The following is a 24489-nucleotide window of genomic DNA, read 5'->3' on the forward strand; positions in this document are numbered from 1 at the left end:
ACCGGCTTCAGGCCGGCCCCGAAATCAGCCGTTAGCCGTCGTAATCCACACGGTCTACCAACCTGACGGCCGCGTTACGGTTGTTGGCAATTTCTTGAAGTGACAAGCTGTCTGGTGTCATCTCGCCCCACTCCGCCACCAGGCCGGTGGGTTTTACGTTCGGGTTGGCCGGGTACTCGCTGTTGGCTTCTGCGTAAATGCGCTGAGCACTCGGAGAAGAGAGAAACTCCATCAGTTTGACGGCGTTGTCTCTGTTCGGGGCACTCTGGGTCAGCGAAATGCCACTGATGTTGACGTGCGTGCCACGGTCATTGGCATTCGGGAAAACCAGATTGACCTGTTCTGCGGTCGGGCGCTGGTTTTCATCCATCAACATGTTGCCGTAGTAGTAGCTGTTGCCGATAGAAATGTCGCATACACCTTCCGCGATGGCCTTGATCTGGTCACGGTCGCCGCCTTGTGGTTTACGGGCCAGGTTGTCCTTTACATCGTTCAGCCACTGTTCCGTCTGCTCTTCACCGTGATGAGCAATCATCGAAGAAATCAGTGCAATGTTATAAGGATGCTTCCCGCTCCGGGTGCAGATGCGACCTTCCCACTTGTCATCGGCGAGATCTTCGTAGGTGCTGATTTCACCTTCTTCGACGCGATCTTTTGATGTGAAAATCAGGCGACCCCGGGTGGTCAGCGCGTACCATTTGCCGTCTGGATGGCGCAGGTTTTCCGGAATGTTCTTGTTCATGGTGTCGCTGTTCAGGTCAGCGACCAGATCTTTCTCAACCAGTTCGCTGATGCGAGAAATATCGACGGTCATGACAATGTCAGCGGGGCTGTTGCGGCCTTCGCGCTGCAGGCGCTCGGCCAGACCCTGGCGGGCGAACACGACGTTGGTTTTGATACCGGTTTCATCGGTAAAGGCGTTCAACAAAGGCTCTAACAAATAAGCCTGGCGATAGGAATAAATGTTCACTTCGCCATCTGCGGTGGCGGCCATGGGCATTGCGGTTAGAGCGATTGCGGCAGCTGCGGTAAGTTTCATTCGCATGATGTTTTCCTTTCTTGTGGCTGGCTTACCTGAGAGTTGAAATTACAGGCAGTTCAAAACGACAATCATTCTCAATGCTATCCGCGTTTGAGTCAATAACCCTGTTGGGATATTTGTGTAAAAATGGTGTTATGCTTCATAACACTATAAAAACCGGTTAAAAACAGGGTTCCAGGGGTATGGCTGATAATGATCGCAGAGTGCACAGTCGCACGGCCTTGAGTGCGAAAGTTAAGGTGGTTCACGAAAGATTTGGTGAGTTTGTGTTCTCCACCCGAGACATCTCGGATGGAGGTGTCTTTATCGTGCTTAATGATGAACCGTTCACACCAGAAATGGGTGATAACGTGACCGTTCAGGTTCAAGGTTTGCCAATACCGGCACCGGTACTGGACATGGTGGTTGTGCGCAAGACCATTGATGGCTTTGGCCTGCAGTTTGATCAGAATGATGAATAGTCCGTGGAATGTCGCTGGCCGATACTGATAATGGGGTACCTCCAGTCAGTGTATTGAAAGGACGGCTTTCCAATGACAACTTCTTTTGCTGTGCGATCTGGGTTGGTTCTGGCAATGCTATCCCTGCCTGGGCTCCATGGTTGCGCCAGCTACCACACCCATTACGCCATGTTTCCTGCCCAAACTTCGGCCGGCGAAATCCGGCAGGTGAGGGTGTCTTGGCAGAGCGCAGAGTATCCGCAATGGTGGGTAGCGAGTAACAAGGCGACGCCCATCCGGCTCGAAACCCAGTGCAGTGAGCGAGTCTGGCGGATTACCGACAGCAGCCACGATGACACCAGTACCTGTTCAGGTGAAGTTCGGGCCTGCGGCAGGCCAGGGCGTGATCTGGTGGCAGCGACAGGCAAGCCGGCATCCGCTCAGGATGTGTGTCTGGCGGTACAGTCTCCGGAGGGTACGGAGAGGGTGGCAGACATTGGCGCTCGGTTTTCCCTGTTGGTCAGTTGTCAGCCCCAGTCCGTTACGGTTAATCATGAAAGCGATACTGTGAATATCGACTATTTGCGGCCATCACCGGTGGCCTATACCGTCTACGCACGAAAGGTACCCCGGGGCGCGCTCAGTGCTCGCTTGCCATCGTTCAATCAGAATGAGTGTAAAGAAGACTGAACAGTCTGGCTTTTTCCCTGTGACGTCCGTCACGTTGCTACATTTCGTTGCGGCCTGAAAACTTGAGTTACCTTATGTTTCATTGTGGTGACTTTTGGCTACCAAATCGTAATGGAGTCTTCCCGCCAAAGTGGCAAACTGGTAGTCATCAAATAATTCGGTTTGCCGAGGTGCATGGTGGGAGTCCAGCAGAACAAAATTGCGGTACATGACCTGGAGGTAGGCATGTTTGTGTCTGACCTCGACAGGCCATGGCATCAGACTCCTTTCCCCATCCAGGGCTTTTATATTCGCTCCCAAAGCGATGTGCGTGCGCTGGTCTCTCACTGCAAATGGGTTATGGTCGACGTGGCCGAGAATCGCGACTCGACCAAACCTGGCAACGAAACCGGACGCTCCTTTCGCCGGAGTTCCAGCAACCGGGGCAACGGCCGTGAAGAGTTGCAATTGCCGCCACTGAGTATCCGTGAGCCCGTCTCCTATCAAGCCGTTACTCCGCTTAAGAAAGAGCTCAAATCCTCTCGCCGCCTGCTCGATGATGCGGAAGTGGCATTGGCGCGCATGTTTGCCTCAGTACAAACCGGGCAACTCCCGGATTTGCGGCCTGCGGCAGACATTGCTCGCAAAATGGTGGCCAGTGTGGCCCGTCAGCCCAATGCATTGCTGTGGCTGAGCCGTACCCGCCAGTATGATGATTTTGTGTATCGCCATGCGCTCAATACTGCTGTTTGGGCGTTGGTGTGTGGTCGACAGCTTGGCCTGAATGAGAGTTTGCTAAGCCATCTTGGGGTCGGTTGTCTGCTTTCCCAGGTGGGTAAGACTGCGCTGCCTAAAGACCTGCTGGCTCGTGAGCATCAATTGAACCCGGAAGAGTTCGCAGTCTACCGCAGCTATGTGGTCAAAGGTGTCGAAATGCTCGAGCACACAGGTCTGTCCAGGGCGGTGATGAATGTTGTTCAGGGGCATCGCGAGCGGCATAACGGCTCTGGTTTCCCCTTGGGCCTTCGCGGTGACCGGATTGCTTTGCTTGCCAAGGTCGCTGGTATTGCCGAATTTTTTGAATCAATGACGGCGCCCCGCGAGGGGCAAAGTCCGATGACACCAGCGAAAGCGGTGGCTCTGCTTTACGATATGCGCAATATTGAGTTTCAAGAAGACCTGGTTGAAGGTTTTATTCAGGCGATCGGTGTTTACCCAACCGGCTCACTGGTTGAATTGTCTGATGGCCAGCGAGGCATCGTAGTATCGCATTCGCCTGAACGGCGCCTGTGGCCAAAAGTCATGGTGATGCAGGGTCGCGATCGTCAACCTCTCAAAATCGCCAGGATCATTGATCTGGCCAAGCATAACGAATCTCGCCCGGCCTCGGAAGCGCTCACGGTGCGTGATTGCCTGCCCCATGGCACTGAAGGGCTGGATCCGTCCCACCATGACGTCACCGGTGCCGAATCCAGGTGGTCTTTAAACAACCTGATCAGTCGATGATCACGCGGATCTGTTTGCGTACCCAGCGATAGGTGTCAGTCGGGCGGAAGTTAATCAGCAATTCAGATTCGCCCCCTGCCGAGCCCGCCAAAAAGTAATCCACATCGGCGTCTTGCCAGCTCCATGAATGCACCACCACATCCTGTGGCCGTTTACTGATGGCCTCCAGTTGACCCAGTGCCGGATCGCCGCCAATCTTGCGGATTTTCACGGTCTTGATACCGGTGTCACTGGCGGGATGATTGGCTTTGTGGTCGGCCAGAAAATAACGACGACCCACTTCCCGGCTGATAGCATCCAGTTCTCTGCGCAGATAGTTTCTGGCGCGCTCGTTGTCAGCCTCATCCAGGGTACGCACTGCCTGCAGGATGCGGTTGCGAAGACTCTCGAGGTCTTCGCTGTAATCCACGTCGGGGTCGATATCTTCATCGTTTTCTGGCCGGGGCGGGGCACTGCTGATGGCATCTTCTGTGGGTGGCTCCGAGCACAAAACGTCGTCTTCCGGATAGAAGCAGATGGCAGCCAGCAAGCGGTTAGCGGGTGAGTCCTCGGCGGTGAAGTCGGCCTGGTTTACCGTAAAATCGATGCTGTTCGGAAGGCCTGGATCATTCAGCGCGGCGTTAAGCTGCGAAATGACCCTTGAGCGAATATCGATACCCTTGTCGTCAGCGATGATTTCGGTCCAGTTCAGCGCCATCAGAAATCGCGTTACGTTCAACAGGGTGATGTTGCCCAATTGTTGCTGTTCGATCAGCTGGTGGTCTCTGAGTGCTTCATCATCAACGCCGGGGGACTGCAGTGGTTCACGGGTTTCCGGCAGAAACTCGAGAAAGGTGACATATTCCTGTGCCGGCACACCGTCAACGATTGGCAGATTGCCTGCTTTCAGAGCAAGTGTTTCGCCAGGATAGTAACGGAATTGGCCACTGCCATCGGTAGTCCCGGACTGGCTGGCGGTCTGATAGCTGAGACCGCTGACACCCAGGTAGTGAATCTGGCCGCTACGGGTGTCGTCGCCTTCGGAACTGTTGCTGTCGAGGCACCCGGTCAGGGTAAAGGCAGCGGCAAATAGCAAACACAGGCGAGTAAGGTGAGCGAATCTCATGGCGTGTCGTACAATCCCTTCGCGTTGACCTGGCGCATCCGGTACCCGGTGTCAGGCATTTTGTAAGTTGTTGTAACAACATTATAGGGCGGGGAGCTGAGGCATATCGGGAAACCTGTCTCAGTTTGTGAGTTTGGCGACGTGCGGTTTCGGCTGGCCGGCCCTTGAAATTCTCCGGTAAGCCACAATCACATAGCACTCTATCTTCTTGCCCGAAACGGGCGGATGTTTCGATCAATTAATGGTTTGGTTATGACCTACGCATTGGAAATCGAGGGCCTTGTCAAAAATTACAGTGATGGCTTTCAGGCCCTGAAGGGGATTGACCTTCAGGTACGCAAGGGCGATTTTTTTGCCTTGTTGGGCCCGAACGGCGCAGGCAAGTCCACGACACTGGGTATAGTGTCGTCACTGGTCAACAAGTCCGGCGGCCGGGTGCGGGTGTTCGGGCATGACATCGACTCCGAACTGTCCAAAGCCAAGGTCAACCTGGGCGTGGTCCCGCAAGAGTTTAATTTCAATCAGTTCGAGAAAGTTATCGACATTGTTACCACTCAGGCAGGTTACTACGGCATTCCCTTGAAGCAGGCTAAGGTCTCTGCCGAAAAATACCTGAAAAAATTGGGCTTGTGGGACAAGCGTGACACGCCCTCCCGGATGCTATCCGGTGGTATGAAGCGTCGGCTGATGATTGCCAGGGCGCTGGTGCACGAACCCCGCCTGCTGATTCTGGATGAGCCAACGGCGGGTGTGGATATCGAGCTGCGCCGCTCGATGTGGCAGTTTCTGGAAGAGATGAACCGCCAGGGCACGACCATCATTTTGACCACTCATTACCTGGAGGAAGCCGAGGCGTTGTGCCGGAATATTGCCATCATTGACCAAGGTAAAATCATCCGCCACACCAGCAAACGGGAGCTACTGCAGCAACTGAGTGTTGAAACCTTCGTTCTGGACACCGATCGGGGGCTCGACACCCCCCCGAAGCTCAGTGGCTTTCATTGCACAATTAACGACGACGGTGCGTTGGAGGTGGATGTGGTCAAAGGCCAGGGGCTCAACGCGTTGTTTATCGAACTGGAAAACAACGGCATCAAGGTCATGAGCATGCGAACCAAGGCCAATCGCCTTGAGGAGCTGTTTGTGCGGATGGTTGAAGACAACGCCCGCGACGACAGCACACAGGCGGAGGTGACAGCGTGACAGCTCAGGCTCTCTGGACAGCATTTTGCACCATAGTGCTGCGCGAAGTGCGCCGGTTTACCCGTATCTGGCCTCAGACTCTGTTGCCGCCGGCGGTCACCATGACCCTGTACTTCATCATTTTTGGCAACCTGATCGGCTCCAGAATTGGTGAGATGGGCGGCTTCGATTATATGCAGTTTATCGTGCCGGGACTGATCATGATGGCGGTGATCACCAGCTCCTATGCCAACGTGGTGTCTTCGTTCTTCTCGATGAAGTTTCAGCGCAGTATTGAAGAGTTGCTGGTATCGCCCGTGCCGAACTGGACCATTCTGACCGGTTATGTGGCCGGCGGCATGGCACGGGGCCTGAGCATTGGCCTGATTGTGACGCTGCTGTCTCTGGCCTTCACTCGGTTGTCGGTCCACAACCTGCCGATGGTGGTGATCACAGTGTTTCTGACCTCGGCGCTGTTCTCTCTGGGCGGCTTTATCAATGCCATGTTGGCCACCAAGTTTGATGATATCTCCATTGTGCCCACCTTCGTGCTGACGCCGCTGACCTATCTGGGTGGGGTGTTCTACAGTATCGACATGCTGCCCTCGTTCTGGCAGGGGGCGTCGATGATTAACCCGATTCTCTATATGGTGAACGGCTTCCGTTTCGGCATACTGGGCGTGTCGGACGTTAATCCGTTTGTCTCTCTTGGTATGATTGTGATCTTTATTGTCCTGCTGGCGGCGATTGCCTTGCGCATGCTTGCCCGGGGCAAGGGTATTCGCCACTGACCGGTTTCAGGAATCACTATGGCTTTGCACAACGCCCCGCTGGGCAAGTCCAGCGACTATCCGGATCAGTACGATCCGGCTCTGCTGTTTCCGGTGGCACGCGAGGAAAATCGCCGTCGTATCGGCCTGCACGATGGCCGCTGGCCCTGGTTTGGTGAAGATCTGTGGCAGGCCTGGGAGATCTCCTGGCTGCGCCCGGGTGGTGTGCCAGCGGTTGCCTGGGGTGAAATCCGGTTTCCGGCCACATCGCCATCCATTATTGAAAGCAAATCGCTGAAGCTCTATCTGAACTCCCTGAATCAGGCGGTGTTTTCGACCGAGGATCAGGTGGTGGAAACGATCACCGCTGATCTGTCCAGTGCCTGCGGTGCAGCGGTCGATGTGCGCTTGTTCAGCGTGGATGAGGCTGCGCCTGCGGAGGGCAGGCCGGTCGGCTACGAGCTGATCGATGATGAGCCGGTGCAAAACGTCGTCTATGACTATTCCGCCGAGTCATTGGCGGCAGGTACCAAAGAGGTGTCTGAGCAACTCTGTTCGCATTTGCTGAAGAGTAATTGCCCGGTGACCGGGCAGCCGGACTGGGCCAGCGTGTTCATCCGCTATACCGGGCCAAAAATCGACCGTTCGGGGTTGTTGCGATATATCGTCAGTTTCCGGCAGAAACAGGACTTTCACGAGCACTGCGTGGAAACCCTGTTTACCGACCTGATGTCTCGGTGTCAGCCATCGCAGCTGATGGTCTGTGCCCGGTACACCCGCCGAGGTGGTCTGGACATCAATCCGGTGCGCAGCACCAGCCCTGAGGATGGTGCGGGGCCAAGGCTGGTCAGGCAGTAAAAGACGCCTAACGGTCTGGTTTTCGAACACGCCAGAGGCGGGCGATGGCAGGCTTTACACTCATGCCGTGCACAATGATCGATAAAGCAACCACCACCAGGGTCAGGTGAATCAGTTCCAGCGCGATGTCTTGTGGCAGGCCATGCTGGATGGCGTATACCAGATAGTAAAGCGAGCCAATGCCCCGTACACCGAACCAGCCAGAGAGGTTACGCATCCGGATTGGCGTCTTGCTTCCTAGCAGGCCCAGGTGAACACTGATCGGGCGGGCAATAAAGAACAGGAAGGCGGCAAAACCAACCGCTCGCCAGCTCCAGGAGTCCCAGAACATCGAGCCGCCGATCAACAGCACCAACACAATTTCGGCTAGCCGTTCGAGGTGTTCATTGAACACCAAAGAGCTTTGATGCACGTGGGCAACGGTCTGAGGCTTCGCCTCTGGTTGCGTTTCTCCGGGTGCCGTACTGGGGTAGCGTTGTTTGAGACCGGCCAGTTTCAGCTCGGTATGTCGCAATGCCACCGCTGCACTGAACACCGCCAGAAAGCCCCCGGCATACAGCAACTGGCTGATACCGTATACAAACGCAATCAACCCCAGCCCCAGAAAACTTTCCAGAAATTCCGATCCAGTGTAAGTGGCGCGTAGTTTCTGTACCAACCAACCCACGGCGCACCCAGCCATAATGCCGATGATAATCCCGGCAGCGCTGGCCCAGGCCACATCAAACGCCACCCATCGCCAACCGCTATCGCCCAGTTCGTGCAGGCCCAGTAAGCCCAAACCGAGCATCGCAAAGGGGAAGGCGCTGCCATCGTTGATGCCGGCTTCGCAGGTCAAGGCAAACCGCAGGCGGTCTGGGTCGTCAGCATGGCGGACCTGCACCTCCGTGGCCAGCACCGGGTCTGTCGGCGCCACTATAGCCCCCAACAAGACGGCTGCGCCCAGAGGAAGAGACAGCCAGTAGTATCCAAATAGTGTGACCAGCCCCACCGTGAGCGTCATCGAAATGACGGCAAGGCGCAGAGGGTTGCGCCAGCGCTTAAAGGTAACCGGTGCCGGCATTTTCACGCCGGCGCAGTATAGTGAGATAAGCACGGCGAGTTCTGTCAGCAACTCCAGCAGTGCCGATTCTTCGAGGGGGTTGAAGTGAAACAGCGCAAAGCCCATCGGGCCGACCACAAACCCGATAAGCAGATACACAATGGCCGATGTGACTGGAACAGTTTGGATGTAGGATGCCGTAAATCCGACTACCAGCAGCAGCGAGCCAAGTAATATAAACCAGGTGGCTGCGGTCATAAGTAACTCGTAGGTGAGTGATGGTGCAGCGGAAGCTGGCGAAAGCCACGGTGCGCTTTCTACCGGCATTTTGCCAGCGGATATCTGGTTATTTCCTATACGATTCGGTAATCACTCCGGTGGAGTTGAGCCTGCCTGCCCCGGGTTGTTTCAGTCTGTGTTCGGCTGAGAATGCGGGTATTCAGAGTGCGGGGAAGGGACTATTCGGCGTCTTCTTCCTGGCGCAGGCGATCGGCGGCGTCCTCGAGAGCGGCGAGTACGGTTTTGCGCTCCCGCTCAGTGATTTTGTCGGAATCCAGGTACATGGCAAAGCCGCTGTGCTCATGTTCGAGGAAGCTGCGGTTTGGCCCCATGTCGCGGCGGAAGTCGACCACCTCATAGATGGCGACAGGCTTGCCGAAACCTTTCACGGTGATCTCACCCTTGTCGCGACACATGATGCGATCCTTGATCAACGAGAAGGTCTCATAGGAAACCAGAATTTCCCCGGCTTCGGCCAGCGATTCCAGCCTGCTGGCCAGGTTCACTTCCTTGCCGATGATGGTGTAATCCATGCGGTTTTCGGCACCAAAATTGCCGACGGTGGTGTAGCCGGTGCTGATGCCCATGCGGATCTCAAGCGGTGTTTTGATGCCCTGGCTGCGCCATTTCTGCCGCATGATCTTCATGTGCTTGCGCATGTCGATGGCCATGGACACGCAGGCGAAGGCATCCTCCCGCTGGCCGCGACTGGTGGGATCGCCAAAGAACACCATGATCGAGTCGCCGACAAATTTGTCGATGGTGCCGCCGTACCGGAGGGCCACTTGCGACATTTCATTAAAGTAGTGGTTTAGCAGCTCGGTGAGGGCTTCTGGTTCCATTTCTTCCGACAGTTCGGTGAAGCCTTTGATGTCGGAAAAAAATACCGCCAGTTTTTTGCGCTGGGTTTCGAGCCGGACGTCTCTCTCGCCGGTGAAGATGGATTGCCAGACTTGAGGTGACAGGTACTTCGACAGCTTGTGCGACAGAGCGATGGACTGTTCCCGTTGATTCTGGATCTGGGTTTTGGCCAGCAACAACGCTCGAGCCTGCTGGTGTGAATAATAGGCGGTTACGCAGATGTAAGTGCCGGTGGCGGCCACCGCGATTATGCTGGTTAGCAGGGGTGTTTGCGGGCTATCAGCGACCCCCAGGGTAGCCGCTGATGCGGCCAGCGACGCCGACAGGAGTGCGGTGCCAAACAGCCATTGACGAATGCCGCCAACGATCAGGCAACTGAACATCAGCATTAGAATCACAGACACCGAGGGAATAGCGACGAGGCCGATCAACCCGATAAAGGCACCACCGATGAGGCAGTCAAAAAGCAGCATTTTTTGGCGAATGCGGTAAGACCGCCGAAGAAAGGTGCGACGGGTCAGCAGGTGAGCCAGATGGGGCCAGATCAGGGCACCGGCGACAATCCATAGCAGCTCTTGCGGGAAGGTGCCCTGAAGAACGCCGGTGACAATAATCGCAGCGGTGGCCGTGTAGGCGAGGATGCGGCCGTTGTAGTCCGGCATTGGAGGGATTGCCACGATGTGATCGTGGATCTCTCCGGGGGACAGTTTACCCGTGTTGCTGGTAACACTGCGCAGATCGGCCGGTGTGCTCATCATCTCAGAACCGGATCCTTCCGATCAGCATGTCGCGGAACATTACCCAGTCGCCCATCAGGCTGTAAAAAGGATACTCGAATGTGGCCGGGCGATTCTGTTCAAATTTGAAGTGGCCCACCCAGGCGAATCCATAACCAATGACCGGCAACGCCAGTAGCCAGATCAGATTGCCGCTGACAATGGCCCATACCGCAACAACCAATACCAGCAAGCTGCCTGTAAAGTGCAGGCGCCGACAGATGATGTCACTGTGTTCTTCCAGGTAGTAGGGGTAGAATTCTTCAAAGTTATGAAAAGTTTGTTGGTCGCTCATTGTATGCCGCCGAATTCTTTATACTTGTGATTGCGCTTTTTACGTGCGTCTACGACCAAAGATTAACAGTATTACGTAGAACCCACAATTCACCGGGGCGCCTTTGCCCTCAGAGTTATCTGGACATTGATTCGGACTGCGAGCCTTTATGACCTCTGTTACCCGCTTTTTACTGGACAAAACCTCCGAACCCCGGTTGCAAGCGCCAGCCCCGGCCCGGGATGTTGTTGATACTGCCTTTAAGTGTGCGGCGCGGGCGCCGGATCACGCCTTGCTGAGACCCTGGCGATATCTGGTTATTGAAGGTGATGCCCTGGAGGCTCTGGGCGAACTGTTTGCCCAGACTTGCCCGGACGGCGCCAGCGAGCAGGAGCTTGAGAAAGCCAGAAGGGCACCTTTGCGGGCCCCTATGGTCATCGTTGGCATTGCCTCACCACGCATGCACCCGAAAGTGCCCGAGGTCGAGCAGCTCATGTCGGCAGCGGCGGGCATGAGTTTTCTTTCTCTTGCTCTGACGGCTGCCGGTTACGGGGTGATGTGGCGCACCGGTGGCGTTGCTTACCATCCGGCGGTGTACGAGGGGCTGGGTTTGCGGACCGGTGAATCGGTGGTCGGTTTTATGTACACGGGAACGGTAGTGAATGCGAAGCCCCCGGTGCCCCGGCCAGACACCGAACAGTTTGTGGCTGTCTGGTCCGGCCCCGGGCGCAGCGAAGCCTGGTAATCCGCCAAGTCTGCCACACTACCTGAGCGGCAATTCCTCTTTCCCTATGCAGGAAGCGGATTGCCGCCCCGAGCTCCCGCCTCCGCTTGTTGCCGCCCAAAAACTGAACAACTCTCTCTGAACTCCCCATCCCAGAAGGCCCTTGAAGAATTGGCACTGCCTTTGCTTAGCTTATGAGAGAACGCAAAACCGGCAAACCGTTTGATCAAACGCAGCCGGTGCAGGATTCCGGAGGCAGTCATGGCAATTACATTCGATAGGGCGCTGGGTATCCACGAGCATGCCCTGCAGGCACGGGTACAGCGTGCCGAAGTATTGGCAAATAACCTGGCGAACGCAGACACCCCCGGCTTCAAAGCCCGGGACATCGATTTCCAGGCGATGATGCAACAAGCGCAGGAGTCGGTCAGCGGGATGTCGATGAACAGAACCCATCACGGCCACATGGATACCTCCAGTCCCGGCAGTAACGGTGAGCTCTTATACCGCACACCGCATCAGCCTTCGATTGACGGTAACACCGTGGATGCCCAGGAAGAGCAAAGCCGCTTCATGCGCAACGCCATGGACTATCAGGCCAGCTTTCAGTTTCTGAGTAGCAAGTTTTCAGGGTTGACCAAAGCCATTAAGGGTGAGTAAGCCGCAGCCACTTAAGATTAAAGGAGATTGCCATGTCACTGGGCAACATTTTTGACATCGCCGGGTCCGGCATGACCGCACAATCCCTGCGGCTGAACACCACGGCGTCCAACATTGCGAACGCGGAAACGTCCAGTTCCAGTACCGAAAACGCCTATCGGGCCCTCAAGCCGGTGTTTTCGGCCATCCAGCAAGCCATGCTGAACCCCGACCAACACGGCTTCGGAACCGGCTCAGGTGAAGGCCCTGGCGCTGGCGTCAGGGTGGAAGGCATTATGGAAAGCGACGCCGAGCTGCAGATGCGCTATGAGCCTAATCATCCCGGCGCTAATGAAGATGGCTATGTGTTCTACCCGAACGTGAACGTGGTGGAAGAAATGGCCGACATGATGTCTTCGTCGCGCAGTTTTCAAATGAATGTGGACGTGATGAACACCGCCAAGTCCATGATGCAGCGAATCCTGACACTGGGTCAGCAGTAAACACTGAGGAGTGAGTCATGAGTGCAATCAACACAGCGTCGGCCTCAGACGTACTGAGCCAGTATCAGAACAAGCCGGATGAGAAAGCGCAGGGTGGCAGTGAGCTTGGCAAAGACGCCTTTATGGAGTTGATGATTGCTCAGTTGAAAAACCAGAACCCGCTTGAGCCTCAGGATAACGGCGACTTTATCTCTCAGTTGGCACAGTTCAGCTCTCTCGAGGAGATGCAGAACCTGACCGGCACGGTCGATGATGTTGCCGGTCAGTTCCGCTCCAGCCAGGCTCTGCAGGCATCCGCCATGGTTGGCAAAACGGTACTGGCGCCCTCCAATATTGGCATTCTGGGTGGTGATGGTGAAATTACCGGCACCATCGAAGTTCCCGCGACGACTGGCGGCCTGAGGCTGTCGGTAATGAATCAGAGCGGTGAGTTGGTGCGTCAGATTGATATGGGTGCGAGCCAGGCTGGCGTAACGTCGTTCCGCTGGGATGGTCAGGACGGCAACGGCAATCCTTTGCCGCCAGGCCCGTACCAGATTGTGGCTCAGGGATCCTACCCGTCTGGCCCCGAGCAGCTGGGCACGATGGTGAGCGCAAACGTGGACAGCGTCTCTCTGGGTAAGGGCGGCACGATTACGCTGAATCTGGCTGGCATGGGCTCGATTGCCCTGTCCGACGTCAAACAAATTAACTGATCCGGTGTCAGGCCAGGAGGTATAAGTCATGGCATTTAATACAGGTTTGAGTGGCCTCCGGGCCGCCTCGGTGGATCTGGACGTAACCGGCAACAACATTGCCAACGCCAGCACTGTGGGTTTCAAGGGCAGTAAAGTACAGTTCGGTGATCTTTACGCCAGTGGCTTTCTCAGCGGTGGCACCAATCCGATTGGTGACGGCGTTCGGGTTCAGGATGTGAAGCAGTCGTTCGGGCAGGGCAACATCAGCTTTACCGATAACGGCCTGGACATGGCAATCAGCGGTGATGGCTTCTTTATCCTCAATAATAACGGCGAAACCCGTTACTCCCGTGCCGGTCAGTTTGGTATCGATAAAGATGGCTTTATCACCAATAACCAGAATATGAAGGTGCAAGGCTACACCGCCGACGACGACGGCAACCTGTCCGGTATTCGTGGTGATTTACGGATCGAAACGGACAACCTGGCACCGCGCCGAACCACCAATCTGCGATCTGATTTGAACCTGGACTCTAGAGAATCGGTACTCGAGGCTCGTGTCAATCGTCTTGGTGACGTATCAATCGAGGATCTGATCGCCAATGGTGGTGATGAGTTTCAGATTGTTTATGCCGATGGTCGGCCAAACCAGCGAGTTGAGATACCCTCTGAAGTGGATGATGGGGCTGGCGGCACTCGTGACATCACTGCGCGCGAGGTTGCGGGTCTGTTAAATGACATTGCAGGGGTTTCCTCATCCGCCACCACGGCTTTCAGCTTTGAAACGGATGGCGGCGGCATAGGCACGCTGGATGCTGCGTTAGCTGACCCTGACTTTGAGTTTAATCTTGGCATCGATGGCCAGAATATCCCGATCGCGCTTTCGGGTGTGAGTACCAAGCAAGGTCTGGTTGAAGCGATCAATACGTCCAGTGCCAGGTCACTGTCGGCCAATCTGGTCGATGTAGTGGATGTAAACGGAGACCCCGTTCTGGATGGTGGCGGGAATCCGGTTCAGGACGTGAGAATTATCGACAACCGGGGATCCAATGTAACGGTCAGCTATGGCAATGGCGGCACTACAACCCCCTATAGTAGAGTGGGTGATCTGAATATTTCTACGGACCGGACGATTCAGGATATTGCTACCACGGATCCGGATGACCCGACGGTTACAAGTTTATTTTCGGCCGGTTACGATGCAGGTGAACTTTCCATCACCAACTCGTTCAATCCGCTGGACCAGCGCACCTATAATCACGCTACTTCCACCCCCATTTTTGATAGCTTGGGTAATTCCCATGAGTTAACCCAGTTCTATGTAAAGAACCCGTCGCCTGGCAACGGTGTCGGGGTAAGTGAATGGTCAGTTTACCTGCAGATTGACGGGGAGCTGGTCGCAGGCACAGACACGTCGCCGTATACTGCGAGGTTTGATGAAAGCGGTATTCTGCAGTCAGTTAATGGTGACGCCAACGGCGAAATTGTCGTGACCGACTGGATCCCGAAAGATCCTGATGGCGAGCCAAACGGCGCTGACGGCCCGCCGTTGCCGAATCAAGAAGTAGTGACACCGATACCAGAGCCGCCGACCACGTCTGCGTTCGTTGTTGATCTGGGCAACACTACCCAATACGGCGCGGCTTTCGGGGTCAACGACCAGCGCCAGAACGGCTACAGCACCGGCCGGTTGTCTGGTCTGGATGTGTCTGATCAGGGGGTGATCTTTGCCCGTTATACCAACGGTCAGTCCAAGTCTCTGGGTCAGGTTGCCCTGGCGTCATTCAATAACACTAATGGTTTGTCTCCGGTGGGTGAGACCACCTGGGTGGAAACCTTTGAATCCGGCCAGCCGGTCATCGGCGCCCCGGATACCGGAACCCTCGGTTCCATCAAGGCGAGTTCTCTGGAAGAGTCCAATGTGGATCTGTCGGCTGAACTGGTAAACCTGATTATTGCCCAGCGTAACTATCAGGCCAACGCCAAGACCATTGAAACCTCCGATGCGGTTACCCAGACCATCATCAACCTCCGTTAATTCTTATCTGTGAATATGGCATGACTCCTGCAGGAAGACTGTAAACAGTCAAAATTCCGGCAGGAGTTTGCCCATGGATAAAGCCCTCTATATTGGAATGTCTGGCGCCAAGCAGAACATGCTGGCCCAGCGTGCCCATGCCAATAACCTGGCGAACGTCAGTACCACCGGTTTCAAGAAGGATTTTGCCCAGGCCCGCAGCATGCCGGTTTTCGGTGAGCACCATCCAACCCGGGCCTATGCCATGACCGAAAGACCGGGTACCGATCTCTCGGCCGGCGCTTTGATGGATACAGGCCGCAAATTGGACATTGCCGTAGAGCGTGACGGCTGGCTGGCGGTTCAGAACGATCTGGGGGAGGAAGTCTTCAGCCGCAGTGGCAGCCTGCAGATCGACGTTAACGGACTGGTGCGTCTTGCCAGCGGTGAATTAGTCCTCGGTAACGGCGGCCCAGTGGCTTTGCCGCCTTTTGACAATCTTCAGATTGGCTCAGACGGCACCATCTCTATTGTGCCTGTGGGTGGTCCGCCGGATCAGCTGGTTGAGGTGGACCGCCTGAAAATGGTGAACCCACCGCCGGCAGCACTTGAAAAAGGGCTTGATGGCTTCATCCGCAGAAAGCCCGACCAGGCCATCGATGGCCCTGAGCCGGCCGATGCGGCCATGCGTGTGGCCACCGGATTTCTGGAAAGTTCTAACGTCAACGCGGTGGAAGAAATGATTTCCAATTTGCAGCTCTCCCGTCAGTACGAGATGCAGGTGAAAGTCATGTCGACCGCAAAGGAAAATTCTGAGGCGGCGGCACGACTGTTGCAGAACCTCTGATAACACTGAATACGCATCACCCGCTGAATACGAGCGGCAAAACATAGCCGCTATGGCAGCAGGGTAAGGAGTATAGCAATGCATCCAGCACTTTGGGTTAGCAAAACCGGGTTGAGCGCACAGGACACCAACATGTCCACCATTTCCAATAACCTGGCCAACGTCAATACCACAGGTTTCAAGCGGGACCGGGCAGTCTTTCAGGATCTTCTGTACCAGATCAACCGGCAGCCGGGTGGCTTGAATAATGAAAACGCAGAGCTGCCCTCTGGCTTGCAGTTGGGCACCGGGGTGCGGGTGGTTGGCACCACCAAGCAGTTCAGCCAGGGCAATCTGCAGATTACCGAGCAGCCTCTGGATATGGCGGTTAACGGCCGTGGCTTCTTCCAGATCGAGATGCCGGATGGTCAGGTAGCCTACACCCGGGATGGTCAGTTCCAGTTGAATGCCAATGGCGACGTGGTCACCCCGGATGGTTATCCGTTGGCACCGAACGTCAACGTGCCCGAGGATGCCACCAATCTCACCATTGGCAAGGATGGCACGGTCACAGTAGTGACGGACGACCAGGCAGCGCCGATCAATCTTGGCCAGATTACTCTGGTGGATTTTATTAATCCGCAGGGCCTTCAGGCCATTGGCAACAACCTGTTCAAGGCCACCAACGCCAGCGGTGATCCTGCCGAGGGTGAGCCGGGCCTGGCCGGGCTGGGCAATATTGAACAGGGCACCGTGGAATCTTCCAACGTGGAAGTGGTGGAAGAGCTGGTGAACATGATTACCACCCAGCGCGCATACGAGATGAATTCGAAAGTGGTTTCCACCACCGATCAAATGCTTCAGTTCATCACCAACAACATCGGGTAAGTCATGAGCAACCTTCATCACACCTTTAAAACCGAACGGTTGGCCACCCTGGCACTGGTGGGTGTGCTGATTGTGCTTCAGGGTTGTACCGCCATGAGTCGCTCAAGAGCGATGCCGGATGATCCGTCGTATGCCCCGGTGCGAGCGCAGGCCATGATGCAGCGTGATATGGATTCCGGCGCGATATTTCAGCCGTCCCGCAATTACAACCTTTACGGCGATACCAAGGCGCTGAACATTGGTGATGTCCTGACCGTGACGCTGCAGGAGTCAACCCGCGCCAGCAAAAATGCCGAAACCAGCATCACCAAGGATCAGGAGTTGAGCATTCTGGAGCCCAACATCTTTGGCAAGAACAACATCGGGCTGAATGCCTCGGCCAATTTAGAGCGTGACTTCAGTGGCTCGGCTGAAGCAGATCAGAGTAACAGCCTGGCGGGCAGTATCACCGTAACCGTTATCGAAGTGCTGCCCAATGGCGTACTGCGTATTCGGGGCGAAAAATGGTTGTCCCTTACCAATGGTGATGAATACATTCGCCTGACCGGTATGGTTCGGCCGCAGGATATTCAACCAGATAACACGGTTGCCTCAAACCGGATAGCGGATGCGCGTTTTGCCTACGGCGGCACCGGTGACTTTGATCAAGCTAATCAAATGGGCTGGCTGGCCCGCTTCTTTAACAGTGAGTGGTGGCCGCTATGATGCGTAAACTGATGGTTGCATTTGTGTTGCTGACGGTATGTTCCGCGCCCGCTATGGCGGATCGCCTGAAAGACATGGCCCAGGTTAAAGGGGTTCGAAACAACCAGTTAATTGGCTATGGTCTGGTAGTTGGTCTGGACGGTACCGGCGATAGAGCGCCGTTCACTAACCAGACATTCCGCAACATGATGAACCAGTTCGGCATTACCTTGCCGGATGGCGTCAATCCGAACCTGGCGAACGTGGCTGCGGTCACCGTCAGCGCGACCTTGCCGCCATTTGCCAAAGTTGGGCAGGAGCTGGACATCACCGTATCCTCCATCGGTAACGCCGATAGCCTGCGCGGTGGCACGCTGTTAATGGTGCCGTTGAAAGGTGTCGATGGTCAGGTCTACGCGATGGCGCAGGGCAGTATGGTGGTCGGTGGTTTTGGTGCCCAGGGTCAGGATGGTTCCCGGATTACCGTGAACGTACCCAGTGTGGGCCGTATTCCCAACGGCGCAACCATTGAGCGGGAAGTGGAATCGCCGTTCAGCCGCGGTGACACCATTACTTTCAATCTGATGCGGCCGGATTTCACCACTGCTCGTCGAGTGGTTGAAGCAATCAACGATAACCTTGGGCCAGATATGGCGTATGCGCACGATGCTACAGCGATTTCCGTGCGGGCACCGCGTGATCCTTCCCAGCGGGTCAGTTTCCTGTCGATTTTGGAAAACATCAACGTTGAGCCGGCTCAGGAATCCGCCAAGGTGGTTATTAACAGCCGTACCGGCACCATCGTGATCGGACAGAACGTGAAGGTCAGCCCGGCGGCGGTCACCCACGGCAATCTCACGGTTACCATCCAGGAAAATCCGAACGTGGTGCAGCCGAATCCGTTTGCCGAAGGCGAAACCGCGCTTGAACAGAATACCCAGATTGCGATAACCGAAGATCCCGCCCGTATGTTTAAGTTCGGGCCGGCGACCACCCTGAACGAAATTGTGCAGGCGGTGAACCAGGTCGGCGCGGCCCCGGGCGACGTGATGGCGGTGCTTGAAGCACTGAAACAGGCAGGCGCGCTTCGCGCAGAACTGATTGTGATTTAGGTATTGGCCATGCAGGACAATCGCTTACAGCATGCACAGATCTACACCGATTTCAGCGGCCTCAATGCGCTGAAAACCCAGGCCCGCTCTGACAAAGAAGCGGCTCTGGAGCAGGTGGCTCAGCAGTTTGAGAGTCTGTTCCTGGCTGAAATGCTGAAATCCATGCGCAAAGCGGGCGATGTCTTTGCGGAAGGCAACTACCTGAACAGCAACGAATCCGAGTTTTATCGCGATATGTTTGATAGTCAGGTCAGCCTGAGCATGGCCAACGGCAGCGGTACCGGCCTGGCCGAAGCCTTGGTGCGGCAGCTGAGTCGGGATGTCCCGGGGATGGACAATCAGGGTGGACGGCTCGCAGGCCACAAAGCCAGCCTTGCGGATTACGACCGGAGTGTGCCGGCTATCTCCCGCAACTTGCCTGAACAAATGAAAGCGGTTGAGGAAGTGGCCCGGTCGGTCAGTTCCGAAAAGTCCGATACAGTCAGCAATGTTGCCGTTGAGTTGCCGCTGTCATTCGAGTCTCCGGAGCAGTTTGTCAGCCAGCTTATGCCGTTTGCCCAGCGCATCGGCAAGGAAAGCAGCATAGACCCTCGTCTGATGGTAGCCCAGGCGGCGCTCGAAACCGGGTGGGGGCGCCACATGATCAAGGGCGACGGCGACCAGCCCAGCTTCAATTTGTTCGGTATTAAGGCCGATACCCGCTGGGGTGGCGATGCAGTGTCCATCACCACCACCGAATTCCGGGATGGCGTTCCGATGAAAGAGCGGGCGGACTTCCGGGCCTATCCGGATTACGAGGCCAGCTTCCGGGACTATGTGGATTTTCTGAACAGTAACCCCCGCTATCGCGACGTGCTTGCCTCGGCAGATGAGCCTGAGGTGTTCGCAGACAAACTGCAGGAAGCAGGTTACGCAACCGATCCGGAGTATGGCTCCAAAATACGCCGGATTATGAACAGAGATTCTCTGATGACGCTGTCACAAAACAGCGACGTGCCAAGGGAGTAAAGCATCATGGCAGGTTTGATCGGTATCGGTTTGACCGGGGTGCTCAGTCATCAGACGGCGCTGAACACCACGGGTAATAATATTACCAACGCCAACACCCCGGGCTACAGTCGCCAGGAAGTGCAATTCGACACCCAGGAAGGCCGCCGTACAGGCGCGGGAACCATTGGCAGCGGCGTTTCCATTACCAATATTCGCCGGTTGGCGGACGAATACCTGACCCAGCAGGTCAGGGAAGACAGCACCCTGTTCGGCGAGCAGAATGCCCTTAACTCAGAGCTGACACGCCTGGACAATCTGTTGGGTGGGGAAAGCACGGGGCTTAACAGCGCATTGAATAACTTCTTTGCTGCTCTGCAGAATGCGGCCGAAGACCCGACTTCTTTGCCTCAGCGCCAACTGGTGTTGAGCGAGGCCCAGCAGGTAGTCAATCGCTTTCAGGCCCTTAATCAGGAGTTTATCCAGCAGCGGGAGTCGGTGAAGACCCAGATGCAGCAGGGCGTAAAAGACGCCAACTCGTTGCTGAACAGCATTGCCGATTTGAATCTTGCTATTTCCGAGTCGCCCGGACTGGCCCAGGGCAAAATGCCCCTCGAGTTGATGGACCAGCGTGATGAGAAGCTCAGGGAACTCTCTGCACTGGTTGGCATTCGTGTCAGTGCCATGGAGGGGAGCCAGGTGAACGTATCTCTGGCCAACGGCCTGTCGCTGGTTACCGGTGCCAACGCTGCGCAATTTGCCACCCGAACCAGTGCTGAAGATCCTACCCGCCTGGAATTCACACTGACCAACAGTGGCAGAACCACTCAGGTGGACGAGCAGATCAACGGCGGCAAGCTGGGTGGTTTGCGCAAGTTTGATGATGATGCGCTCAAGCCGGCCTTCGATGAACTGGGCCGGCTGGCCATGGCGCTGTCGGCCTCGATGAACCAGCAGCACGAAATCGGCATGGATCTCGAGGGCGATCTGGGCAGCAACTTCTTTACCGACATCAATGGCATCGAGCTGCAGCGCAGCCGTGTGGTGGCCAACGCCAATAACGCAGCACCGAAAACCAGTCTGCTGGCGGTTGAAATAACCGACAGCAGCCAGTTGCCTGCCGGCACCTGGACGCTTCAGTTCAGCGGGGATGGTAAGGATTTTGAGCTGATTGATGCAGTAACCGGAAAAACGGTGAACCAGGGCCGCCTGCCAGATCCCGTGCAGTCTGAAATTACCATGCCCGGGTTCACTGTTCGCGTTGAAGGCGGGCAGTTCAACGCCGGCGACAAATTCCTGATTCAGCCCAGTCGGAATGCTGCAGAAAACATCGCACTGAATGTGTTGCGGGAAGAGGACCTGGCCTTTGCCAGCCCGATCAGAACCAGTGCGGGCGAAAGCAATCTGGGTAATGCGCAAATCAATCAGGGCAAGATGCTGAATGTTCGTAACCCGAACACCAATGCCTTGTTGCCTGGATTTGAGACTCGTGGTGAGTTGGCTAACGGCCCTTTGGAGATTCGTTTCAGCAATGACGGTACCGACATCACCTACACCATCTTTGATCGCGCTAATAATCCGGTGGGTCCGGCTGATCAGGCCTACAACGCCCAGCAGATCAACACCATCTTCAGCAATGATCCGGCGGCGGGCGACCTCTATCAGGGCTATCAGTTTGAAATGACCGGCGAGCCCGCAGACGGCGATCAGTTTGTCATCCGCTACAACAGTAACGGCGTCTCCGACAACCGCAATGCTGAACTGCTGGCGTCGCTGGGCACCGCCAATACGTTGAACAATGGCCAGCAGAGTTTTACCGAAGGCTATGCCGGTCTGGTTGAGGACATTGGTGTAAAAACTCGCCAGAGCCAGCTCGACATGAGTGCGGGCAAGACATTGCTGGAGCAGTCTACCAACCAGCGCGAATCCATTTCCGGAGTCAACCTGGACGAAGAAGCAGGCAAGCTGATCCAGTACCAGGCAGCCTATAATGCTTCGGCACAGGTGATGTCGGTAGCGCAGGACCTGTTCAACACGTTGCTGCAGAGCTTCCGGTAAGGTGAGGTAAGTAAAATGATCCGGATTTCATCTCAACAGATTTTTTCGGGCGGCATCAGTCGGATGCAGGAAGTAAACGCCGATCTGGTGAAAACCCAGCAGCAGCTATCCACTGGCAAGCGGGTCAATAAACCATCCGATGACCCGGTTGCGGCAGCGCGCATTCTCAAGCTCGATCAGGAAGTAAAACGGATTGAGACCTATGAGCGCAACGCTAATCTGGCGGACAACCGGCTGAAACAGGAAGAAAGCACTCTGGCCAGTGCGGTGGATATTATTCAGCGAGTAAGGGAACTGACGGTGCAGGCGGGTAACGGCTCGTTGTCTGCAAACGACCGGATGTCCATTTCTTCGGAACTGAAAGAACGCCTGGGCCAGCTGGCCAATGTGGCCAATACCCGGGATGCCTCCGGTGAGTATATCTTTAGCGGTTTTCAGGGTAGCACGCCGGCCTTCGCCAAGGATGCTTCTGGCGCCTGGACTTATCAGGGTGACGAAGGTCAGCGGGTTCTGGAAATCGACGATGGCGTAACGGTGCCCATCAGTGATCACGGCAAGGGGATTTTCGTGAATATACCGGCAACCATTTCTGTCAAAGAAAGCGACAGTGTTGATGGTTACGTCTCGGGGCTTGAATTATTCGCGCCACAGGATCTCGAGGATGCGTTCAGTCCGGCTGTCCCAAATGATTTAACGATTACTGTGGTAGACGCCGCAGGCACGCTGTCAATAACCGCAAATGGCGGAACTCTGGACCTCACACCTACGCCAGCGCCAACGGTGGGGGAGCCATTTGAAGTGTCCGGCATTGCGCTGACAGTTAACGATGCAGTATTTAATGCAGATCCTACATTAACTGACTCGTTCACCATTGGTGTCAGCGATAAACAATCCATTTTCGGCACCATCGAAAAGCTGGTTGCCGGCCTGGAAGGGATCGATAAGGCCACACTCAAAACTAGCGCGGAATACGACGCGCTGATTGCGGAGTCGCTGGCCAACCTGGATAACGGCCAAGAATCCATCTTGCTTAAACAGACACAGCTCGGCGGAAGGCTGAATGCCGTAGAGTCCACCACTGCGTTTCTGGAAGACTCTGGCCTTTACTCCAAAGAAATCCGCTCTCAGTTGCAGGACGTGGACTACGCCGAGGCGATCAGCAATCTGAGCTTCCAGAGCTTCGTATTGCAGGCGGCTCAACAGTCCTTTGCCCAGATTTCCAGGCTGTCGTTGTTCGATCGGCTGTAATTCACTGAGGCGGTGGGTGATTTTGCTTGCTGCCCTGGTTGCTTTCAGGCTCAGGCTCAGTATAATCCTCCACTCTCTGATGGCGGCGTGGTGAAATTGGTAGACACGACGGATTCAAAATCCGTTGGGGTAAAACCCGTGGCGGTTCGAGTCCGCCCGCCGCTACCACTTATTGGCCGCAACTTGCGGCATCGTGAATAGCCGGCCCATGAACGTCTCTGATTTTCATTTTGACTTGCCGGACGAGTTGATTGCTCGTTATCCGCTCAAACAACGCAGCGCTTCCCGTCTGCTTGGCCTTGACGGCCTTTCCGGCCAGACACAACACCTTCAGTTCACCGACCTTCCGGAACTGCTCCAGCCAGGCGATCTTCTGGTTTTCAACAACACCCGTGTGATTCCTGCTCGTCTTTTCGGCCAGAAAGAAAGCGGTGGCCGTGTTGAAGTGCTGGTTGAACGGCTGTTGGGCGAACGTGAGATTCTGGCGCACGCCCGCGCGTCGAAAGCCCTTAAAGCAGGCCAGAAAGTCATCCTGGAAGACGGCACGTCAATGACCATGGTCGGTCGAGATGATGCTCTGTTCCGCTTTGTCTACGACGGTGAGGAAGTCATTCTGGATGTGCTGGACCGCATCGGTCACATGCCGTTGCCGCCGTATATAGAGCGTGAAGACGACCTGTCTGACCGGGAGCGTTATCAAACCGTCTACGCCAGAGAAGCCGGCGCGGTAGCCGCGCCGACGGCGGGCCTGCACTTTGACGACGCGCTGCTGGAAATCTTGAAAGCCCGGGGTATCGAGTTCGCCTACGTAACATTGCATGTCGGCGCCGGTACGTTCCAGCCGGTGCGCGTCGACAAGATAGAAGATCACGTGATGCACAGCGAAGTGGCTCACGTGCCGCAAGAAACTGTGGACGCGGTACATCAGGCCCGGGCCAGAGGCGGACGAGTGGTTGCGGTCGGCACAACCTCAGTACGCTCACTGGAGTCCGCCAGTCGGGCAGGGCACCTGAGTACCTTCCGGGGCGACACCGACATTTTTATTTATCCTGGCTACCGGTTCCAGACCGTGGACGCAATGGTCACCAATTTCCACCTGCCTGAATCCACCCTGATCATGCTGGTTAGTGCATTTTCCGGCTACACCAATATCAAAGCTGCCTACCGGGAAGCGGTCGATCAGGAGTATCGCTTTTTCAGCTACGGTGATGCCATGTTCCTTACCGCCCAGGAGCCGAGCCGTGGCATGCTGGCTGGCGTAGATGACACCGGCACCAATCTCACCGAATCCAGTGGAGAATCCTTGTGAGTCAATCCTGTTT

The 24489-nt window shown here is 55.7% G+C and carries 24 protein-coding genes and 1 tRNA gene; 20 read left to right on the forward strand and 5 right to left on the reverse strand.

Going from position 1 to position 24489, the window contains the following annotated elements; translation table 11 throughout:
• Positions 1-31: 31 nt before the first annotated feature.
• Positions 32-1045 carry a Fe(3+) ABC transporter substrate-binding protein gene (locus C7H08_RS04705; RefSeq protein WP_106670611.1) on the reverse strand — a complete coding sequence of 338 codons (1014 nt, stop codon included), beginning with the start codon at positions 1043-1045 and terminating at the stop codon, positions 32-34.
• A 179-nt stretch (positions 1046-1224) separates the two neighbouring features.
• Here C7H08_RS04705 and C7H08_RS04710 point away from each other — a divergent pair, with 179 nt between their 5' ends.
• The 3 genes from C7H08_RS04710 (at position 1225) to C7H08_RS04720 (ending at position 3657) form a co-directional block, all read left to right on the forward strand.
• The gene (locus C7H08_RS04710; RefSeq protein ID WP_106670612.1) at positions 1225-1503 is read left to right on the forward strand and encodes a PilZ domain-containing protein; all 279 of its coding nucleotides are present in this window, start codon (positions 1225-1227) and stop codon (positions 1501-1503) included.
• 72 nt (positions 1504-1575) lie between these two features.
• Entirely contained in the window at positions 1576-2172 is a 597-nt protein-coding gene (locus tag C7H08_RS04715; protein ID WP_106670613.1) for a hypothetical protein, read from the forward strand.
• A 174-nt stretch (positions 2173-2346) separates the two neighbouring features.
• Positions 2347-3657: a cyclic di-GMP phosphodiesterase gene (locus C7H08_RS04720; protein ID WP_227663366.1), complete on the forward strand. Its 1311-nt coding sequence runs from the start codon at positions 2347-2349 to the stop codon at positions 3655-3657.
• On the opposite strand, the gene C7H08_RS04725 is transcribed toward C7H08_RS04720, so the two are convergent.
• Positions 3647-4762 carry an organic solvent ABC transporter permease gene (locus C7H08_RS04725; RefSeq protein ID WP_106670614.1) on the reverse strand — a complete coding sequence of 372 codons (1116 nt, stop codon included), beginning with the start codon at positions 4760-4762 and terminating at the stop codon, positions 3647-3649. The genes C7H08_RS04720 and C7H08_RS04725 overlap by 11 nt on opposite strands.
• A 252-nt stretch (positions 4763-5014) precedes the next feature.
• Here C7H08_RS04725 and C7H08_RS04730 point away from each other — a divergent pair, with 252 nt between their 5' ends.
• The 3 genes from C7H08_RS04730 to queF are packed head-to-tail and all read left to right on the forward strand — an operon-like array spanning position 5015 to position 7572.
• Entirely contained in the window at positions 5015-5965 is a 951-nt protein-coding gene (locus C7H08_RS04730; protein ID WP_106670615.1) for an ABC transporter ATP-binding protein, read from the forward strand.
• Positions 5962-6735 carry an ABC transporter permease gene (locus C7H08_RS04735; protein WP_106670616.1) on the forward strand — a complete coding sequence of 258 codons (774 nt, stop codon included), beginning with the start codon at positions 5962-5964 and terminating at the stop codon, positions 6733-6735. Before C7H08_RS04730 ends, C7H08_RS04735 begins: the two co-directional genes overlap by 4 nt.
• Positions 6736-6753: 18 nt before the next feature.
• Positions 6754-7572, forward strand: a complete 819-nt coding sequence (gene queF / locus C7H08_RS04740) for an NADPH-dependent 7-cyano-7-deazaguanine reductase QueF (RefSeq protein WP_106670617.1) — start codon at positions 6754-6756, stop codon at positions 7570-7572.
• 7 nt (positions 7573-7579) lie between these two features.
• Here the strand turns inward: queF and C7H08_RS04745 are convergent, their stop codons facing one another.
• The 3 genes from C7H08_RS04745 to C7H08_RS04755 form a co-directional block, all read right to left on the reverse strand.
• Positions 7580-8872 (reverse strand): cation:proton antiporter, encoded by a 1293-nt coding sequence (locus tag C7H08_RS04745; RefSeq protein WP_106670618.1) that lies wholly within the window; start codon positions 8870-8872, stop codon positions 7580-7582.
• A 200-nt stretch (positions 8873-9072) separates the two neighbouring features.
• Positions 9073-10512, reverse strand: coding sequence for an adenylate/guanylate cyclase domain-containing protein (locus C7H08_RS04750; RefSeq protein ID WP_106670619.1), 1440 nt, complete (start codon positions 10510-10512; stop codon positions 9073-9075).
• A gap of 1 nt (position 10513) precedes the next feature.
• On the reverse strand, positions 10514-10825 hold the full coding sequence (locus C7H08_RS04755) for an Mpo1-like protein (RefSeq protein ID WP_106670620.1): 312 nt from the start codon (positions 10823-10825) through the stop codon (positions 10514-10516).
• Positions 10826-10973: 148 nt separating this feature from the next.
• Here C7H08_RS04755 and C7H08_RS04760 point away from each other — a divergent pair, with 148 nt between their 5' ends.
• The 14 genes from C7H08_RS04760 to queA all read left to right on the forward strand — a co-directional run bounded on the left by C7H08_RS04760 (position 10974) and on the right by queA (position 24476).
• Complete coding sequence (locus tag C7H08_RS04760) at positions 10974-11549, forward strand: nitroreductase family protein (protein WP_106670621.1); 576 nt, start codon at positions 10974-10976, stop codon at positions 11547-11549.
• Between the two features lie 240 nt (positions 11550-11789).
• The gene (gene flgB / locus C7H08_RS04765; RefSeq protein ID WP_106670622.1) at positions 11790-12188 is read left to right on the forward strand and encodes a flagellar basal body rod protein FlgB; all 399 of its coding nucleotides are present in this window, start codon (positions 11790-11792) and stop codon (positions 12186-12188) included.
• A 32-nt stretch (positions 12189-12220) separates the two neighbouring features.
• Complete coding sequence (flgC, locus tag C7H08_RS04770; RefSeq protein WP_106670623.1) at positions 12221-12670, forward strand: flagellar basal body rod protein FlgC; 450 nt, start codon at positions 12221-12223, stop codon at positions 12668-12670.
• A gap of 17 nt (positions 12671-12687) precedes the next feature.
• A complete protein-coding gene (locus C7H08_RS04775) occupies positions 12688-13365 on the forward strand; it encodes a flagellar hook assembly protein FlgD (protein ID WP_106670624.1) in 678 nt (225 codons plus the stop codon).
• A gap of 28 nt (positions 13366-13393) precedes the next feature.
• On the forward strand, positions 13394-15385 hold the full coding sequence (locus C7H08_RS04780; protein WP_106670625.1) for a flagellar hook protein FlgE: 1992 nt from the start codon (positions 13394-13396) through the stop codon (positions 15383-15385).
• Between the two features lie 73 nt (positions 15386-15458).
• Positions 15459-16211 (forward strand): flagellar basal body rod protein FlgF, encoded by a 753-nt coding sequence (locus tag C7H08_RS04785; protein ID WP_106670626.1) that lies wholly within the window; start codon positions 15459-15461, stop codon positions 16209-16211.
• 78 nt (positions 16212-16289) lie between these two features.
• Complete coding sequence (gene flgG, locus C7H08_RS04790) at positions 16290-17078, forward strand: flagellar basal-body rod protein FlgG (protein WP_106670627.1); 789 nt, start codon at positions 16290-16292, stop codon at positions 17076-17078.
• A gap of 3 nt (positions 17079-17081) precedes the next feature.
• Entirely contained in the window at positions 17082-17783 is a 702-nt protein-coding gene (flgH, locus tag C7H08_RS04795) for a flagellar basal body L-ring protein FlgH (protein WP_106670628.1), read from the forward strand.
• Positions 17780-18874, forward strand: coding sequence for a flagellar basal body P-ring protein FlgI (locus C7H08_RS04800; RefSeq protein WP_106670629.1), 1095 nt, complete (start codon positions 17780-17782; stop codon positions 18872-18874). Before flgH ends, C7H08_RS04800 begins: the two co-directional genes overlap by 4 nt.
• Positions 18875-18883: 9 nt before the next feature.
• Positions 18884-19882: a flagellar assembly peptidoglycan hydrolase FlgJ gene (gene flgJ / locus C7H08_RS04805; RefSeq protein WP_106670630.1), complete on the forward strand. Its 999-nt coding sequence runs from the start codon at positions 18884-18886 to the stop codon at positions 19880-19882.
• A gap of 6 nt (positions 19883-19888) precedes the next feature.
• Complete coding sequence (gene flgK, locus C7H08_RS04810) at positions 19889-21919, forward strand: flagellar hook-associated protein FlgK (RefSeq protein WP_106670631.1); 2031 nt, start codon at positions 19889-19891, stop codon at positions 21917-21919.
• 15 nt (positions 21920-21934) lie between these two features.
• The gene (gene flgL, locus C7H08_RS04815; RefSeq protein ID WP_106670632.1) at positions 21935-23167 is read left to right on the forward strand and encodes a flagellar hook-associated protein FlgL; all 1233 of its coding nucleotides are present in this window, start codon (positions 21935-21937) and stop codon (positions 23165-23167) included.
• An 81-nt stretch (positions 23168-23248) separates the two neighbouring features.
• Positions 23249-23335 (forward strand) — tRNA-Leu (locus C7H08_RS04820).
• 40 nt (positions 23336-23375) lie between these two features.
• On the forward strand, positions 23376-24476 hold the full coding sequence (gene queA, locus C7H08_RS04825; protein WP_106670633.1) for a tRNA preQ1(34) S-adenosylmethionine ribosyltransferase-isomerase QueA: 1101 nt from the start codon (positions 23376-23378) through the stop codon (positions 24474-24476).
• Positions 24477-24489 lie beyond the last annotated feature (13 nt).

This window comes from Marinobacter halophilus (assembly GCF_003007685.1).
GTDB classification, from domain to species: domain Bacteria; phylum Pseudomonadota; class Gammaproteobacteria; order Pseudomonadales; family Oleiphilaceae; genus Marinobacter; species Marinobacter halophilus.

What these genes read in the sequence shown, in the direction of transcription:
- C7H08_RS04705 (WP_106670611.1), bottom strand. Translation starts at nt 1,045, where the DNA reads ATGCGAATGAAACTTACCGCAGCTGCCGCAATCGCTCTAACCGCAATG.
- C7H08_RS04710 (WP_106670612.1), top strand. Translation starts at nt 1,225, where the DNA reads ATGGCTGATAATGATCGCAGAGTGCACAGTCGCACGGCCTTGAGTGCG.
- C7H08_RS04715 (WP_106670613.1), top strand. Translation starts at nt 1,576, where the DNA reads ATGACAACTTCTTTTGCTGTGCGATCTGGGTTGGTTCTGGCAATGCTA.
- C7H08_RS04720 (WP_227663366.1), top strand. Translation starts at nt 2,347, where the DNA reads ATGGTGGGAGTCCAGCAGAACAAAATTGCGGTACATGACCTGGAGGTA.
- C7H08_RS04725 (WP_106670614.1), bottom strand. Translation starts at nt 4,762, where the DNA reads ATGAGATTCGCTCACCTTACTCGCCTGTGTTTGCTATTTGCCGCTGCC.
- C7H08_RS04730 (WP_106670615.1), top strand. Translation starts at nt 5,015, where the DNA reads ATGACCTACGCATTGGAAATCGAGGGCCTTGTCAAAAATTACAGTGAT.
- queF (WP_106670617.1), top strand. Translation starts at nt 6,754, where the DNA reads ATGGCTTTGCACAACGCCCCGCTGGGCAAGTCCAGCGACTATCCGGAT.
- C7H08_RS04745 (WP_106670618.1), bottom strand. Translation starts at nt 8,872, where the DNA reads ATGACCGCAGCCACCTGGTTTATATTACTTGGCTCGCTGCTGCTGGTA.
- C7H08_RS04750 (WP_106670619.1), bottom strand. Translation starts at nt 10,512, where the DNA reads ATGATGAGCACACCGGCCGATCTGCGCAGTGTTACCAGCAACACGGGT.
- C7H08_RS04755 (WP_106670620.1), bottom strand. Translation starts at nt 10,825, where the DNA reads ATGAGCGACCAACAAACTTTTCATAACTTTGAAGAATTCTACCCCTAC.
- C7H08_RS04760 (WP_106670621.1), top strand. Translation starts at nt 10,974, where the DNA reads ATGACCTCTGTTACCCGCTTTTTACTGGACAAAACCTCCGAACCCCGG.
- flgB (WP_106670622.1), top strand. Translation starts at nt 11,790, where the DNA reads ATGGCAATTACATTCGATAGGGCGCTGGGTATCCACGAGCATGCCCTG.
- flgC (WP_106670623.1), top strand. Translation starts at nt 12,221, where the DNA reads ATGTCACTGGGCAACATTTTTGACATCGCCGGGTCCGGCATGACCGCA.
- C7H08_RS04775 (WP_106670624.1), top strand. Translation starts at nt 12,688, where the DNA reads ATGAGTGCAATCAACACAGCGTCGGCCTCAGACGTACTGAGCCAGTAT.
- C7H08_RS04780 (WP_106670625.1), top strand. Translation starts at nt 13,394, where the DNA reads ATGGCATTTAATACAGGTTTGAGTGGCCTCCGGGCCGCCTCGGTGGAT.
- C7H08_RS04785 (WP_106670626.1), top strand. Translation starts at nt 15,459, where the DNA reads ATGGATAAAGCCCTCTATATTGGAATGTCTGGCGCCAAGCAGAACATG.
- flgG (WP_106670627.1), top strand. Translation starts at nt 16,290, where the DNA reads ATGCATCCAGCACTTTGGGTTAGCAAAACCGGGTTGAGCGCACAGGAC.
- flgH (WP_106670628.1), top strand. Translation starts at nt 17,082, where the DNA reads ATGAGCAACCTTCATCACACCTTTAAAACCGAACGGTTGGCCACCCTG.
- C7H08_RS04800 (WP_106670629.1), top strand. Translation starts at nt 17,780, where the DNA reads ATGATGCGTAAACTGATGGTTGCATTTGTGTTGCTGACGGTATGTTCC.
- flgJ (WP_106670630.1), top strand. Translation starts at nt 18,884, where the DNA reads ATGCAGGACAATCGCTTACAGCATGCACAGATCTACACCGATTTCAGC.
- flgK (WP_106670631.1), top strand. Translation starts at nt 19,889, where the DNA reads ATGGCAGGTTTGATCGGTATCGGTTTGACCGGGGTGCTCAGTCATCAG.
- flgL (WP_106670632.1), top strand. Translation starts at nt 21,935, where the DNA reads ATGATCCGGATTTCATCTCAACAGATTTTTTCGGGCGGCATCAGTCGG.
- queA (WP_106670633.1), top strand. Translation starts at nt 23,376, where the DNA reads ATGAACGTCTCTGATTTTCATTTTGACTTGCCGGACGAGTTGATTGCT.